Origin of the sequence: Burkholderia alba (genome assembly GCF_034721475.1) — a bacterium.
GTDB lineage: Bacteria > Pseudomonadota > Gammaproteobacteria > Burkholderiales > Burkholderiaceae > Burkholderia > Burkholderia alba.
The window spans coordinates 168,202-182,738 of record NZ_JAWJWL010000004.1 but is presented as its reverse complement, the minus strand read 5'-3'; the positions used below and the strand labels follow the sequence as shown (position 1 = coordinate 182,738).

Annotated in this window: 16 protein-coding genes and 1 pseudogene; 11 read left to right on the top strand and 6 right to left on the bottom strand. The window is 66.4% G+C overall.

Features of this window, described 5'->3' with window-relative positions; translation table 11 throughout:
- The first annotated feature begins 90 nt into the window (after nt 1-90).
- Complete coding sequence (locus RZR99_RS05865) at nt 91-1,002, top strand: LysR family transcriptional regulator (protein ID WP_323118800.1); 912 nt, start codon at nt 91-93, stop codon at nt 1,000-1,002.
- Between the two features lie 36 nt (nt 1,003-1,038).
- Here the strand turns inward: RZR99_RS05865 and RZR99_RS05860 are convergent, their stop codons facing one another.
- Nucleotides 1,039-1,443 (bottom strand): cupredoxin domain-containing protein, encoded by a 405-nt coding sequence (locus tag RZR99_RS05860; protein WP_323118799.1) that lies wholly within the window; start codon nt 1,441-1,443, stop codon nt 1,039-1,041.
- Between the two features lie 15 nt (nt 1,444-1,458).
- Nucleotides 1,459-2,368: pseudogene (locus tag RZR99_RS05855) on the bottom strand (metallophosphoesterase family protein); the annotation flags it as partial.
- 201 nt (nt 2,369-2,569) lie between these two features.
- Here RZR99_RS05855 and RZR99_RS05850 point away from each other — a divergent pair.
- The 9 genes from RZR99_RS05850 to RZR99_RS05810 all read left to right on the top strand — a co-directional run bounded on the left by RZR99_RS05850 (nt 2,570) and on the right by RZR99_RS05810 (nt 9,259).
- Complete coding sequence (locus tag RZR99_RS05850; protein ID WP_323118797.1) at nt 2,570-3,301, top strand: RNA polymerase sigma factor; 732 nt, start codon at nt 2,570-2,572, stop codon at nt 3,299-3,301.
- Entirely contained in the window at nt 3,291-4,145 is an 855-nt protein-coding gene (locus tag RZR99_RS05845) for an anti-sigma factor family protein (protein WP_323118796.1), read from the top strand. The genes RZR99_RS05850 and RZR99_RS05845 overlap by 11 nt, the downstream gene beginning before the upstream one ends.
- A gap of 332 nt (nt 4,146-4,477) precedes the next feature.
- The gene (rpsF, locus tag RZR99_RS05840) at nt 4,478-4,852 is read left to right on the top strand and encodes a 30S ribosomal protein S6 (protein ID WP_323118795.1); all 375 of its coding nucleotides are present in this window, start codon (nt 4,478-4,480) and stop codon (nt 4,850-4,852) included.
- 38 nt (nt 4,853-4,890) lie between these two features.
- Nucleotides 4,891-5,190: a primosomal replication protein N gene (gene priB, locus RZR99_RS05835; protein WP_323118794.1), complete on the top strand. Its 300-nt coding sequence runs from the start codon at nt 4,891-4,893 to the stop codon at nt 5,188-5,190.
- Between the two features lie 2 nt (nt 5,191-5,192).
- The gene (rpsR, locus tag RZR99_RS05830) at nt 5,193-5,468 is read left to right on the top strand and encodes a 30S ribosomal protein S18 (protein ID WP_006486248.1); all 276 of its coding nucleotides are present in this window, start codon (nt 5,193-5,195) and stop codon (nt 5,466-5,468) included.
- A gap of 27 nt (nt 5,469-5,495) precedes the next feature.
- Nucleotides 5,496-5,948: a 50S ribosomal protein L9 gene (gene rplI, locus RZR99_RS05825; RefSeq protein WP_323118793.1), complete on the top strand. Its 453-nt coding sequence runs from the start codon at nt 5,496-5,498 to the stop codon at nt 5,946-5,948.
- Between the two features lie 142 nt (nt 5,949-6,090).
- Nucleotides 6,091-7,473, top strand: coding sequence for a replicative DNA helicase (locus RZR99_RS05820; protein WP_323118792.1), 1,383 nt, complete (start codon nt 6,091-6,093; stop codon nt 7,471-7,473).
- Between the two features lie 138 nt (nt 7,474-7,611).
- Complete coding sequence (locus RZR99_RS05815) at nt 7,612-8,238, top strand: DUF47 domain-containing protein (RefSeq protein ID WP_323118791.1); 627 nt, start codon at nt 7,612-7,614, stop codon at nt 8,236-8,238.
- 10 nt (nt 8,239-8,248) lie between these two features.
- Nucleotides 8,249-9,259, top strand: coding sequence for an inorganic phosphate transporter (locus RZR99_RS05810; protein ID WP_323118790.1), 1,011 nt, complete (start codon nt 8,249-8,251; stop codon nt 9,257-9,259).
- A gap of 405 nt (nt 9,260-9,664) precedes the next feature.
- On the opposite strand, the gene RZR99_RS05805 is transcribed toward RZR99_RS05810, so the two are convergent.
- Nucleotides 9,665-10,762 carry an NlpC/P60 family protein gene (locus RZR99_RS05805; protein ID WP_323118789.1) on the bottom strand — a complete coding sequence of 366 codons (1,098 nt, stop codon included), beginning with the start codon at nt 10,760-10,762 and terminating at the stop codon, nt 9,665-9,667.
- 238 nt (nt 10,763-11,000) lie between these two features.
- Nucleotides 11,001-12,794, bottom strand: coding sequence for a PhoH family protein (locus RZR99_RS05800; RefSeq protein ID WP_323118788.1), 1,794 nt, complete (start codon nt 12,792-12,794; stop codon nt 11,001-11,003).
- Here RZR99_RS05800 and RZR99_RS05795 point away from each other — a divergent pair.
- Nucleotides 12,793-13,107, top strand: coding sequence for a hypothetical protein (locus tag RZR99_RS05795; RefSeq protein WP_323118787.1), 315 nt, complete (start codon nt 12,793-12,795; stop codon nt 13,105-13,107). The two genes, RZR99_RS05800 and RZR99_RS05795, sit on opposite strands and share 2 nt — an antisense overlap.
- 18 nt (nt 13,108-13,125) lie before the next feature.
- On the opposite strand, the gene RZR99_RS05790 is transcribed toward RZR99_RS05795, so the two are convergent.
- The gene (locus tag RZR99_RS05790) at nt 13,126-13,587 is read right to left on the bottom strand and encodes a peroxiredoxin (RefSeq protein ID WP_323118786.1); all 462 of its coding nucleotides are present in this window, start codon (nt 13,585-13,587) and stop codon (nt 13,126-13,128) included.
- A gap of 50 nt (nt 13,588-13,637) precedes the next feature.
- Nucleotides 13,638-14,534 carry a polysaccharide deacetylase family protein gene (locus RZR99_RS05785; protein ID WP_323118785.1) on the bottom strand — a complete coding sequence of 299 codons (897 nt, stop codon included), beginning with the start codon at nt 14,532-14,534 and terminating at the stop codon, nt 13,638-13,640.
- Nucleotides 14,535-14,537: the final 3 nt, after the last annotated feature.

The window sequence follows — 14,537 nt, the reverse complement described above, 5'->3', positions numbered from 1 at the left end:
TAAGATCCGGTCGAGTCGCTTATTTCGAAACTAAAAGTATGGAATGCCGTCGGGTGGCCATCCGGCGGGCAGACCGGAAGGAGACGCAACATGGATCGCTTCAAGCAGATCGAGACGTTCGTGCGGGTGACCGACGCGGGCAGTCTCGCGGCGGCGGCGCTGGAGGAAGGGGTGTCGCCCGTCGTGCTCGGGCGGCGGATCGATGCGCTGGAGAAGCGGCTCGGCGTGAAGCTGATGTACCGCTCGACGCGGCGGCTCGTCATCAGCGAGGAGGGCGCCGCATTCCTGGAGCGCTGCCGGGGGCTGCTCGCCGAATGGGATCAGGCGGAAAACGAGCTGGCGGCGGGGCGCCGCGCGGTCAACGGGCACCTGATCGTCTCGGCGCCCGCCGCGTTCGGACGCAAGCACGTCGCGCCGCTCGCGCCGGCGTTTCTCGCGGACAAGCCCGAGCTGCAGGTGTCGTTCAATCTCACCGACCGGGTGGTCGACCTGGTGCGCGAGGGCTATGACCTGTCGATCCGGATCGGCGGTGCGGTCGATCCGAACTTCGTCGCGGTGAAGCTCGCGTCGAATCGGCGCGTCGTGTGCGGCACGCCGGAGTATTTCCGCCGCCACGGCCGGCCGAAGACGCTCGACGACCTGCTCGGTCACAACTGTCTCGCGTTCAACCTGCAGGGCGGCCAGAACCGGGGCTGGTACTTCCGGCGCAACGGCAAGCTCGTGACGATGCGCGTCACCGGGACGCTCGACTGCAACGACGGCGAACTGCTGCACCGCTGGGCGTCCGAGGGCCTCGGGCTCGGCTGGCGCTCGACCTGGGAGATCGCGCAGCAGCTCGCGCGCGGCGAACTGGAAACGGTGCTCGACGAATTCGCGCTGCCCGACTACGACATCCTCGCGGTCTACCCGCAGCAGCGCTATGTGCCGGCGCGGGTGCGGTACTTCATCGACTATCTGCGCGACGTCTATGCGCAGCCGGGGTACTGGAGCGGGGTGCCGTGACCGGCGAGGGCCGCCCGTGCCGGCCCTCGTCGCGCGTTAGCCGACCACGATCGTGCCGTTCATGGTTTCGTGTCCCGAGCCGCAGAAGATGTCGCACAGGAAGTCGATCGTGCCGGCCGGGCCCGCCTGCGCGGGCAGCATGACGACCGTGCCCGGCGGGACGTCCGCGCGCACGCCCAGCTGCGGAATCGAAAAGCCCATCACCGTGTCCTGCGCGGTCAGTTCGAACACCACGGCCTCGTGCGGGGCCAGCGTGATCCGGTTCGGCGTGAACACGAAGCGCCGCGCGTGAACCTTGATGACGCGCGGCGCGGCGGTCGCGCGCACCTGCCAGCCGGCAAGGGCGGCCGCCGCGCAGCCGGCGGCGAGCAGCCAGCGGCGGCGCGGTGGAACGGCAGACGGTCGCGTCGCGTCGGGCGAGGGCGGATTGGCGTGGGGCATGTCGTTCTCCTCAGGAAGTCGTGGCCGCGAGCGCGGGGTCGATCGGCATTTCGCTGAGGGCGAATGCGCCCGCTGCGCCGCCGACCCGGGTTTCCCGCCAGCCGAGCCCCCGGTAGGGCGCGGCGGCGTCCCACGGCACCGGCAGGCGCTTCGCCTGCGAGCCGGGCGCGGGCAGCGGGAACATCAGCGAACGTGCCGCGTGATGCGCGATGTGGCCCGTCATCGTGTGCAGCGCCTGGTGGATGTGTCCGTAGAACACGGTCACGTTCGGATAGGGCATCAGCACGTCGAGGACTTTCGCGCCGTCGCGCGTCGCCCAGTCCCACTGCGGCGCGAGATCGAACAGCGGGCGGTGCGTGAAGACGACGATCCGCGCGTCCTTCGGCTGGCGGGCGAGGTCCTGCGCGAGCCAGTCGATCTGCGCGTCGCCGACGCGGCCGGCCGGGTCCGACACGTTGTCCAGCGTGACGAAGTGCACGCCCTGATGGTCGAACGTGTAATGCGTGTCGCCGAAGTGCGAGCGGTAGGCAGCGCCCGCGTCGAGGCTCGCGTCGTGTTCGCCCGGCATCAGATACAACGGCTTCGCGTCGAGTCGCGACACGATCGACTGGAACTGTCGCATCCGCGCATGGCGCTCGTCGACGTCATCGGTCGTGTGCGTGAGGTCGCCGGTGAAGATCACGAAAGCGGGCGCGACGGGCAGCGCGTTGACGGCCGCGATCGCCTTCGGCAGCGTGCCTTTCGCATCCGGATTGATCGCCGGACCGTCGAAGCCCCAGTGCGCGTCCGACAGCTGGACGAAGAAGAATTCGCTGTCGCGGCCGAAACTCCAGCCGGGCAGCGCGGAGGCGAACGCGGCGCCGCCGCCGCAGGCGGCGAGGCGCAGGAAATCGCGCCGATTGAAGGGGGGGTGCAAGGTCGGCATGGCGGTTCCTTCGAACGTGACGGGATGCATGTCAAACCAGCCGGTCGCCGGGCTTATTCCCGCAATATTTTTTGCGCGGGCGGGAATAAACTGAACGGATGGCCGGTAAGGGGAGCAGGGAGCGGCGCATGACGGCGCGCTCCGCATGCGCATGGCAACCGCGACGGGGATGAACCGGGGCAATCTGGGCGAGGGGGCGACGTGGGGGAACACGACCGGGAGGTCGGCAGCGACGATCCGCGGGGTGCGACGGGCGATGCGGCGGTGCGCAGCCTGCGTTTCCAGCAGCTGGCGCTGCCGCATCTCGATGCGGCGTACAACCTCGCGCGCTGGCTGTGCGGCAATGCGTCGGATGCCGAGGACATCGTGCAGGAGGCCTGCATGCGCGCATTTCGTTTCTTCGACTCGTTCCACGGCGACAGCGCGCGCGCATGGCTGCTGACGATCGTGCGGCACACCTGGTACACCGAATGGCGGCGGCGCGCGACGGCGCACGAAATGGCCGCGCTCGACGATTTCGACACGGATGCGCAGCCGGACGGCTGGAGCAGCATCGGCATCGATCCGCAGGCGCTGCTGATCCGCGAGGAGGATGCCCGCCTCGTGCACGACGCGCTGGGGCGTCTGCCCGCCGAGTACCGCGAAGTGCTGGTGCTGCGCGAAATGGAGGAACTGAGCTATCGCGAGATCGCGGCGATCGCGGATCTGCCGGTCGGTACCGTGATGTCGCGGCTCGCTCGGGGCCGGCGCCGGCTCGCGGAGGTGCTGACGGCTCAGCAGGGCGGGCGCGGCGCAAGCCGGCCGGCGGCCGGCGGCGCGGCGGCGCGGCCGGTGGGCGACCCGGCCGCGGACTGCGCCCCGTCCGGCGGGCGGCGAGCCCGGCCTTCGGGTGCCGCGGGCGGATCGGAACCGGAGGCTGTCGATGGACTGTAAAGAGGCGCGTCCGTTGCTCGATGCGGACCTTGACCGTGAATTGCCGCCGTCCGACGCGTTGCGCGTCGCGCAGCATCTGGACGGCTGTGCCGCGTGCCGCGACGAGCGCGATGGGCTCGCGCTCGTCGGGCGCGCGGTGCGCCACGCGGATTACCATCGCGCGCCCGACATGCTGCGGGCGCGGATCGTGGCGGGGCTGCCCGGTACGATGCCGGACGGCGCGGCCGCGGCGGCGCGTTCGCCCGGAGGATGGCGGGCGCGCTGGCGGAACTGGCTGGGAGCGGGCGGCGGTCCACGCGGCGCGGACCGGCCGCAACATGGCGGCGCGACGACGTGGCCCGGCGCTGGCTGGCTGGCCGGCCTGGCTTTGGCGACGTGCGCGGTTGGGGCCGGCGTCGCGCTCACCCAGCGCCATGCCGGGGCTGACGCGCTGGTCGACGAACTGGTCGCGAGCCACGTGCGTGCCGAGTTGTCCGGGCGCGACATCGATGTCGTCTCGACCGATCAGCACACCGTGAAACCGTGGTTCAACGGCCGCCTGGATTACGCGCCGCCCGTCGAGGATCTGGCGGCGAGCGGATTCGTGCTGACGGGCGGCCGGCTCGACTACGTCGATCACCGCCGGGTCGCGGTGCTGATTTACCGCTACCGGAAGCACGTGATCGACGTCTATGTGCTGCCTGGCGCGGCGGCGCCGTTCGCGACGGTGTCGCAGGGTTATGCCCTCGAACGCTGGCCGGCGGCCGGCATGACCTGGTGGGCGGTCACCGACGCGGAGCCCGCGGCGCTTGCGGCATTCCGGAGCGCGCTCGCCGCGCGGCTGCCAGGCGGCGGCACCGAGTAAGGCGGACGGTGGGGCGGTCCGGCTGGAGATGGGGACCGATCTCCCGTGTATTTCAGGGGCAACGTCGCCCCGAACCCGGCGAACGGCTCGTCCAGCCCCGGTTTTCGGGGCTCGCGCAATCGGAGCGCGGCGGGGGAGGATGGGCGGGGGGCCGCGCGTCGCGGCGTTCCGAATCGCGCTTGTTTGCGTCAAGTCGTTGAAAACATGGCCGATTTGCACGCGCAATCACCTAAAAACCTTGCGTGCCCTCTATAAGCGCGCTACACTCTCTGGCTTCTCACTTGCCACACCGGTTCAGACGCCCGGGTGGCTTTAATCCACAAGGAGTGTGTATGCGTCATTACGAAATCGTATTCATCGTGCATCCCGATCAAAGCGAGCAAGTGCCCGCGATGATCGAGCGTTACAAGACCACGATCACGTCGCACGGCGGTCAGATCCACCGTGTCGAAGACTGGGGCCGCCGCCAGCTGGCCTACATGATCGAGAAACTCGCGAAGGCTCACTACGTCTGCATGAACATCGAGTGCGACCAGACGACGCTCGACGAACTCGAACACGCGTTCAAGTTCAACGACGCCGTGCTGCGTCACCTCATCGTCAAGATGAAGAAGGCCGAGAACGGCCCGTCGCCGATGATGAAGGAAGTTCAGCGCGAAGAAGCCAAGAAGGCGGCTGCCGCTCAGCCGACCGAAGCGCAGGCTTAAGTCGTTATTGCTAAGCCATCAAGGAGCGCGCTACTGACGTGAACAGGCTGCAACTGACGGCGAGCGTCGTCGAGCGAGAACCGGTGCGGTACACCCCCGCCGGCGTTCCGATCGCAAGCTGCACGTTGCATCACCGCACGGAAGTCGTCGAAGCAGGCATACCTCGGCAGGTGGAATTGACCATCGAAGCCGTGGCGGCAGGCGAGGCGAGCGGCAGGCTGGAAAGCTGCGGATTGGGTGTCGAAATGCACTTCACCGGCTTCCTGGCGAAGAAAAGCCGCAACGCGAGAACCTTGGTGTTTCACATTACATCATTGCAGGACATTGGAAAGGACTGAACATGCCCCGCCCGACTGGTAAGAAATTCGACAAGCGTCGTCAGCAACAAAACCCGCTCTTCAAGCGTAAGAAGTTCTGCCGTTTCACGGCAGCCGGCGTCGAGCAGATCGACTACAAGGACACGGAAACGCTGAAGGACTTCATCGGCGAAAACGGCAAGATCACGCCGGCGCGCCTGACGGGCACCAAGGCCCACTATCAGCGTCAGCTGGATACGGCGATCAAGCGTGCGCGTTTCCTCGCGCTGCTGCCGTACACCGACCAGCACAAGGCGTAATCAGGCGACGCAATAAGGAGAATTCGAATGCAAATCATTCTGTTGGAAAAAGTCGCCAATCTGGGCAACCTGGGTGACATCGTCAAGGTCAAGGACGGTTACGCACGCAACTTCCTGATCCCGAATCGCAAGGCACGCCGCGCGACGAAGGATGCGATCGCCGAATTCGAAGTCCGCCGCGCGGAACTCGAAAAGGTCGCCGCCGAGAAGCTGGTGGCAGCGCAAGCCGTCGGCGAGAAGCTGAGCGGCCAATCGTTCCAGGTCACGCAGAAGTCGGGCGTCGACGGCCGTCTGTTCGGCTCGGTGACGAACGGCGACATCGCCGAACTGCTGAAGAAGGCAGGTTACGACGTCGAGAAGGCGCAAGTGCGTCTGCCGGAAGGCCCGCTGAAGATGATCGGCGAGCATCCGGTGCAAGTCGCGCTGCACACCGATGTGCTGGCTGACATCACCATCTCGGTGATCGGCGATCACGCGTAAGCTGCAGGTAGTATGTTCGGGTGGTCGCCAGGCCGCCCGATAAAGGGCAGGAGCCCGGGCAACCGGCTCCTGCCTTTTTGTATTCCGGCCATGACGACACTTCGCTGGCTAAGCCGCGCCCATTTCGCGATAATCCCTAGCCATGAACGCGCCGCAAGATCCCCAAATCGAATCGCTTAAAGTTCCGCCGCACTCGCTCGAAGCCGAGCAATCCGTGCTGGGCGGCCTGTTGCTCGACAACGCCGCGTGGGACCGCATCGCCGACTTCCTGTCGCAAGGCGACTTCTACCGGTACGACCACCGGATCATCTTCGAGCACATCGGCCGGTTGATCGCGGCCACGCGTCCGGCCGACGTGGTGACGGTCTACGAAGCGCTGAGTACGGCCGGCAAGGCCGAGGACGTCGGCGGCCTCGCGTACCTGAACGCGCTTGCCCAGAACACGCCGAGCGCGGCGAACATCCGCCGCTATGCGGAAATCGTGCGCGACCGCGCGGTGCTGCGCCGGCTTGTGTCGGTCGCCGACGAGATCTCCGCCGACGCATTCAATCCGCAGGGCAAGGAAGTCCGTCAGTTGCTCGACGAGGCGGAATCGAAGGTGTTCTCGATCGCCGAGGATGGCGCGCGCGGCACCCAGGGCTTCCTCGAGATCGGGCCGCTGCTGACTCAGGTGGTCGAGCGCATCGACACGCTGTACCACACCGCGAATCCGAGCGACGTGACGGGCACGCCGACCGGCTTCATCGACCTCGACCGGATGACGTCCGGCATGCACGGCGGCGAGCTGATCATCGTCGCCGGCCGCCCGTCGATGGGCAAGACTGCGTTCTCGATGAACATCGGCGAATACGTCGCGGTCGAGTACGGGCTGCCGGTCGCGGTGTTTTCGATGGAAATGCCGGGCAACCAGCTCGTGATGCGGATGCTCGGCTCGGTCGGCCGTCTCGACCAGCATCGGATGCGGACCGGGCGTCTCAGCGACGAGGATTGGCCGAAACTCACGCACGCGGTGCAGAAAATGAGCGAGGCGCAGCTGTTCATCGACGAGACGGGCGGCCTGAACCCGATGGAGCTGCGCTCGCGCGCGCGCCGCCTGTCGCGCCAGTGCGGCAAGCTCGGTCTGATCATCGTCGATTACCTTCAGCTGATGTCGGGTTCGTCGCAAGGCGAGAATCGCGCGACCGAAATCTCGGAAATCTCGCGCTCGCTGAAGAGCCTCGCGAAAGAGCTGGACGTGCCCGTGATCGCGCTCTCGCAGTTGAACCGGGGGCTGGAGCAGCGGCCCAACAAGCGGCCGGTGATGTCGGATTTGCGGGAGTCGGGCGCTATCGAGCAGGATGCGGACGTGATCCTGTTCATCTATCGCGACGAGGTGTACAACCCGGACAGCCCCGACAAGGGCACGGCCGAGATCATCATCGGCAAGCAGCGTAATGGCCCGATCGGCCCCGTTCGGCTCACGTTCATTGGGCAATACACGAAGTTCGATAATTTTGCAGGGACGCAGACCTTCTACGGCGAGTGACGCCGGATGTAAACCCCTATTTTACGAAACGTTGTATCTCGTCGCAGGCGGTGTAATCGGGTGCTTGGCGGGAAACTGGGAAACGGTACAATGTCGCCGGTTTTTATGACCGTTGTTTGACAATTTTCCAGGAATCCCATGTTCGGTCGATTCATGCCCACCGAGGGCAAGTTCTTCGAAATCTTCAATGCGCACGCGAATTACATCGTCTCCGGCGGTCGCGAGCTCGAACTTCTGATCGACAATCTCGCGGATGCCGAGATTCACAAGCAGAACGTCCAGTCGGCCGAGAAAGCCGCCGACAAACTGACGCACGAAGCGATCGACCTGCTGCACAAGACCTTCATCACGCCGCTCGATCGCGACGAAATCCACAAGTTGATCACGACGATGGACGACATTCTCGACCTGATGGAGGACGTCGCCACGGCCGTATCGCTGTATGACGTCCGCGCGGTCACGTCGGAAGCGAGTCAGCTTGCCCATATCGTCACGCAGTCGGTCCAGCACGTGCAGCAGGCCGTCGCGCTGCTGTCCGACATGAAGCAGTCGGGCCAGATTCTCAAGTCCTGCGAAGAAATCGATCGCTGGGAATCGGAAGCCGACCGCGTACTGCGCGCGGCGATGTCGAAGCTGTTCCGCGAGGAAGATGACGTCAAGACGCTGATCAAGCTGAAGGCGATCTACGAGTTGCTCGAACAGATCACCGACAAGTGCGAGGACGTCGCGAACATCATCGAAGGCATCGTGCTGGAAAACGCCTGAGCCGATTACGATGCATTCGATACAACTCGCCCTGTGGGTGGTCGCGACGCTGGTACTCGTCGCACTCCTGTTCGATTTCATGAACGGTTTCCACGACGCCGCGAACTCGATCGCGACCGTCGTGTCGACCGGCGTGCTGAAGCCGCAGCAGGCGGTCGTGTTTGCCGCCGCGTTCAATGTCATCGCCTATTTCATCTTCCACCTGAAAGTCGCTCAGACCGTCGGCAAAGGGACGATCGATGCGAGCATCGTCGACCACTACGTCGTGTTCGGCGCGCTGATCGGCGCGATCGGCTGGAACGTCATCACCTGGTACTACGGCATTCCGTCCAGCTCGTCGCACGCGCTGATCGGCGGGCTCGTGGGCGCCGCCGTCGCGAAGTCGGGCTGGGGCTCGCTCAACGTCGACGGGCTGCTGAAGACGGTCGCGTTCATCTTCATCTCGCCGCTGCTCGGCTTCATCCTCGGCTCGCTGTTCATGCTCGGGGTGTCGTGGCTGTATTTCAGGACCGCACCCAGCAAGGTGGACCGGCGCTTCAGGCGGCTGCAGCTGCTGTCCGCCGGCCTCTATAGCCTGGGCCACGGCGGCAACGACGCGCAAAAAACCATCGGGATCATCTGGATGCTGCTGATCGCGTCGGGCTACGCGTCGGCCACCGCCGATGCGCCGCCCGCCTGGGTGATCGCCGGCTGCTATCTGTCGATGGGGCTGGGCACGCTGTTCGGCGGCTGGCGGATCGTGCGCACGATGGGGCAAAAAATCACCAAGCTCAAGCCGGTCGGTGGTTTCTGCGCCGAAACGGGGGGCGCGCTGACGCTGTTCCTCGCGTCCTGGCTCGGCATCCCGGTCTCGACGACGCATACGATCACCGGCGCGATCGTCGGGGTCGGCGCGACACGCAAGCTGTCCGCGGTCCGCTGGGGCGTTGCCGGCAATATCGTGTGGGCGTGGGTGCTGACGATTCCCGCGTCGGCGCTGATCGCGGCCGCGGGCTGGTGGATCGGTCACCGGATCTTCTGAGCGGGTCACCCGGCCAGGGCGACGACAAGGCGCCGCATGCCGTGAGGCTGCGGCGCCTTGTTTTTGCGGCGCCGGGTTGCGGCGGCGTGTCTTGGTGCCGATGTCGGGCTGCGTCGCGCAGCGACGGGCGCGGCGGGATCGACCGGAGCGGTGCGAAGGGGCGGGCGAGTGGGGCGGCTGTCCTGGTTGAGGGGCGCGGGTCGATTGTCGGCGTCGCCCTTTGCCCGGCCCTCTTGCGCAGCAGCGGGACGGCGGCTTGCGCGGGCCGTAGTCGTTCGCTCTCAGGGATGTTCGATTCGATCCGGGTGTCGCCGGAATAGCCGGTCGGCGGTTCGGCGAGCGTTGGGCGTGCCCCCCGCGGTTCGGCGGGCAGGCCGGCGGTGCGCGGGCCTGCCCGCGGCGTTGTCAGTAGGTGCCGGTCGCGAAGCGGGCGATCGGGTCGTCGCTCGTGCCGCTGGCCGCCGGGCTCGGGGCCCTGGGGGCGGTAGAGGCGCGCAGGATCTGCACGCTGCCGGGCGTGGCCAACTGCGCCTGACGCGCGGCGGCATTGGCGGTAGGTGGAGGCGGTTCGAACGCGTCGGCGGCGGAGTCGATCGGGTCCGGCGCGGCGGCCGTCGTCACGGTGCCGGCGGGCAGCCGAGTCTCGGCCGGCGTGGTGGGGGGCGTAACGGCCAGGGCCGGTGCGACCGCGCCCGCCGCGCGTGCCTGCTGTTGCGCCGCCGACATGGCGGACGGCGGGGGTTCGAACGGATCGGCTTGCGCGGCGGCGACCGGAGCGGTCCGCAGCGGCGGCGCGCTCTGCGCGACGGCGGCCGGTGCCGGCGCGGCGGCAGGGACAACGACGGCCGGGGCGGCGGCATAGGCCGGCTGCGGCGTCTGCGTCACGCGCGGTGCGGGCGTCTGCGCCGGCTCCGGCGGGCGGCTCGCCTCGTAGGTCGGCGTATCGAACGGCGCGGCCTTGCCCTTCGGCGCGGCGACTCGCCGGATCCCGTCGAACCGCTTTGCCCAGTACGGGTTCGTCAGATAGTCGAGCCGAACTGTGCCGCCGGTCGACGGCGCGTTCACGAAGCGCAGTTTGCCGACGTAAATACCGACGTGCGAATGGGGCCGGCCCGTCGTATTGAAGAAGATCAGGTCGCCCGGCGCGACGCCGTCCGGCTCGATCGCGTCGCCGCGCGAGCTCATGTCCGCGGTGGTGCGGGGCAGGGTGACGTCGGCGGCGCGACCGACCACGTAGCGGACCAGCCCGCTGCAATCGAAGCCGCTTTCGGGCGTATTGCCGCCCCAGCGGTACGGCACGCCGACGAGGCTCATGGCCTGGATCGAGATTTCCTCGCGGCCGACGCTGTGATCGACGAAATTGGGAAAGCCGCGCGGCGGCGGAAATGCACGCGGCGTCGCGATGGACATACCGCCGCCGGACGAGCGCGCGGTCTTCTGCGGCACGCTTGAGCAGGCCGCAAGCAGGGAAACGACGACGAGGGACAGCCAGATTCGCAGCATGAGAGGCGGGCGAACGCGCGGCGCTCACCAATCGTAGGACGACAGACAGTGCCGATAGTAGTGCGTCCGGTGGGGCTTTCGCAAGAAATCTTGAGAAATTACTTGAAGTTTCACGCGTAAACGTCGTTTTATCTGCGCAGGTCCATGCTAACGATTCGACCCTCTAAGTAAAAAAGCGGCGCCTGGCAAGCCAGTGCGCCGCTTTCGCCGCGTCGTCGCCGACGACGCGCGATCGGGATTAGAGGATGTCCGACGCGTAGTCGGCGAGACGCGAGCGTTCGCCGCGCGCGAGCGTCACGTGGCCGCTGTGTCCCCAGCCCTTGAAGCGATCGACGACGTAGGTGAGGCCGGAACTGCCTTCCGTCAGGTACGGGGTATCGATCTGCGCGATGTTGCCGAGGCAGATGATCTTCGTGCCGGGGCCGGCGCGCGTGACGAGCGTTTTCATCTGCTTTGGCGTCAGATTCTGCGCCTCGTCGATGATCACGTACTTGTCGACGAACGTGCGCCCGCGCATGAAGTTCATGCTTTTCACCTTGAGGCGCGACCGGATCAGTTCCTGGGTCGCCGCGCGGCCCCATTCGCCTGCGGCGTCGTCGGTTTTCTGCAGCACTTCGAGGTTGTCGTCGAATGCGCCCATCCACGGCTGCATCTTTTCTTCCTCGGTCCCGGGCAGGAAGCCGATATCCTCGCCGACCGGCACGGTCGCGCGGGTCACGATGATCTCGTTGTAGCGCTTGTCGTCGAGCACCTGCGCGAGGCCGGCCGCGAGCGCGACGAGCGTCTTGCCGGTGCCGGCCTGACCGAGCAGCGTGACGAAATCGATCTCCGGATTCATCAGCAGGTTGAGCGCGAAATTCTGCTCGCGGTTGCGCGCGGTAATGCCCCACACGTTGTTCTTGTGGTGGCTGTAGTCGCGCAGCGTCTGCAGCAGCGCGGTCTTGCCGTTCAGCTCGCGAACGAGCGCGTGGAAGGTCGGCTCGCCGTTCTGCGGCTCGAGATACACGAATTCGTTGACCAGCAGCGACGCGACGAGCGGGCCCGTGACGCGGTAGTAGGTGGTACCGGTTTTCGTGTCTTGCCAGCTTTCCATGCCTTTCGCATGTTTCGCCCAGAAATCCTGCGGCAACTCGCGCACGCCCGAGTACAGCAGATCCTTGTCCTCGAGAACCTGATCGTTGAAGTAGTCTTCGGCGGGCAGGCCGAGCGCATGCGCCTTGATCCGCATGTTGATGTCTTTCGACACCAGCACGACCTGGCGATCCGTGCGCTCGCGCTGCAGCGCGCGCACGACGCCGAGGATCTGGTTGTCCGCCTTGCCTTCCGGCAGGCCGTCCACGGGCTCGATATGCGTGAGCGTGGTCTGGAAATACAGGCGGCCGAGCGCTTCGCGGCTGCCGAGGCGAGCGAGCGGAATGCCGGACGTGATCGGGCCGACGTTCGCGACGAGCGCATCGAGCGTACGGCTGACCTGACGCGCGTTGCGGGCGACTTCCGACATCCCCTTCTTGTGATTGTCGAGTTCCTCGAGCGTCATCATCGGCAGATAGACGTCGTGCTCCTCGAAGCGGAACAGGCTGCTCGGGTCGTGCATCAGCACGTTGGTGTCGAGCACGAACAGCTTCTGCAATTCGGCTTCCGCACCCTTGCGGCCGCGTGGTTTGGCGGCTTCGCGCGGCGCAGCCGCGGGCGCGCCGGCCGGTTTGGCGGCGGCGGGGCGCTCCGAGCGGGCGGACGGCGCGGGGGCCGGGGTTGCGGGGGGCGCGGCCACCGGCTGCAGCAGCGCGGCGGTCTGTTTGGTCTTGCGGCTCCGCGACGCGGTATCCGGCGCGGAAGCGACGGCGCGTAGCGGCGCGGCGGTATTGGCCGCGGGCGCCATCGGGTCGGCGACGCTCGCCGGGCCGTACTCGGCCGCTTGAACGGTGTCCCCTTCGGCGGATGATTTCGCGGCCTTCGCGGGCCGCGCTTTCGCCTTGTAGTCGTCGGGCGGCAGCAGACTGCCGAGCTTGCTGGGGGGAGTAGGCAAAGGCATGGTGTCCCTCGAGAGGAATCGTGTCGCATTGCATGCGCCGCTGATCGCATCCTGCTCACGGGTTGCAGGCAGTTTGCGCGCGGTGGCGCACATGGGTTTCGAAACGCCGGTTCGCCTAGATTTCGATCAGCTCCTTGACGGGATGAGCGGCCGGGTTGATGCGACCGGCGCAAAAACCATAAAAAAAGCCGCTGCCCCGAACAGGGGCAAGCGGCTCGGCTTCAACCGTCGTGCTGCGCGTCACATGCCAACCAGCATCGCTTCGACAACCGGCGCAGCTACGAGAAAAATGGGGCGGACAGGCATTCATTGAAGCCCAATATAACGCGCCTCAAAGCGCTTGTACAGCACTCAGCACGTCGTCGACATGCCCCGGTACTTTCACGCCACGCCATTCCTGGCGAAGCACGCCGGAGGCGTCGATCAGGAACGTCGAACGCTCGATGCCGCGGACTTCCTTGCCATACATTTTCTTCAGTTTCATGACATTGAAGAGCGCGCAGAGCGTTTCGTCGGGATCGGAAACCAGCGGAAACGGCAGCTCGAGCTTGGCCTTGAAGTTGTCATGCGAGCGCAGGCTGTCTCGCGAGACACCGACCACTTCCGCGCCGGCCTTCTTGAACTTCGGATAGAGATCGCGGAACTGCAGGCCTTCGGTCGTGCAGCCGGGCGTATTGTCCTTCGGATAGAAGTACAGCACGAGCTTCTTGCCGTTCAGTCCGGACAGCGAAAAATCGCCGCCGGTCGCGGGCGCGGTGAAATCGGGAACTTGACGGCCAACTTCGACAGACACGTGATTCTCCTGGTGTGATGGACGGGCGCGGCCTGCTCGGCCGCGCGAGCCTAGTCGGGCTGGACGATCAGCTCGCCCGAGCGGCCGGGAATTTCGCCCCACGTAACAGGGTACGATGGGAGCGTGGCGCGGTCCAGCGTCGCGTGGTAGTCGCCCATCGTCGCGAACGTATGGCCTTGCGCCCGCCAGCCCGCGAGCAGTTGCTCGAACACCGGGGCGAGCTTCTGGCCCTCAAGCTCCGCATGCAGCGTGAAGACCTGATCGTGTGGATTGCGTTCGGTGTGCTTCAGCAGGTGCGCGGCGACGTTGCCGGTATCGATACCGTCGACGCCCAGCACTTCGTCGAGCGTCGGCAGCGTGGTCGGCATCTGCACGTGGTCGAGCGTTTTGCCGTTCAGCACCGGGAGGTACGGCGAGTGGCCGCGCCCGTCGGACGCGTAGCGCATGCCCCACGCGTCGATCTGCTCGAATGCCGAGTCGTTCATCTGCCAGCCCGCCGCGCCGTGCGTGACGGGCGGCGCGCCGAAAATCTCGGCGAAGCGCGCATGGCTCTTCTGCATCTCGCGCACGGTCCAGTCGCGCGGACGATGTTTGACGTTGTCCTGCCAGTACACGTGATCCCACGTGTGGATCCCGCACTCGAAGCCGGCTTCGTGGATCGCGCGCATCTCCGAGCGGGCGCGCCGGCCGATGTCGGGCCCCGGCAGCAACACGCCGTACATCAGTTGCCGGATCCCGTAATGCTCGACCACCGACGTGCGCGACACCTTTTTCAGAAAACCGGGCCGCAGCACGCGCCGCATCGCCCAGCCGGTGTGATCCGGGCCGAGGCTGAACAGGAACGTCGCGCGCGCGGCGAACCGGTCGAAGATGCGGGCGAGATTCGGCACGCCTTCGCGCGTGCCGCGCAACGTGTCGACGTCGATCTTGAGAACGATGCGAGCCAAGCC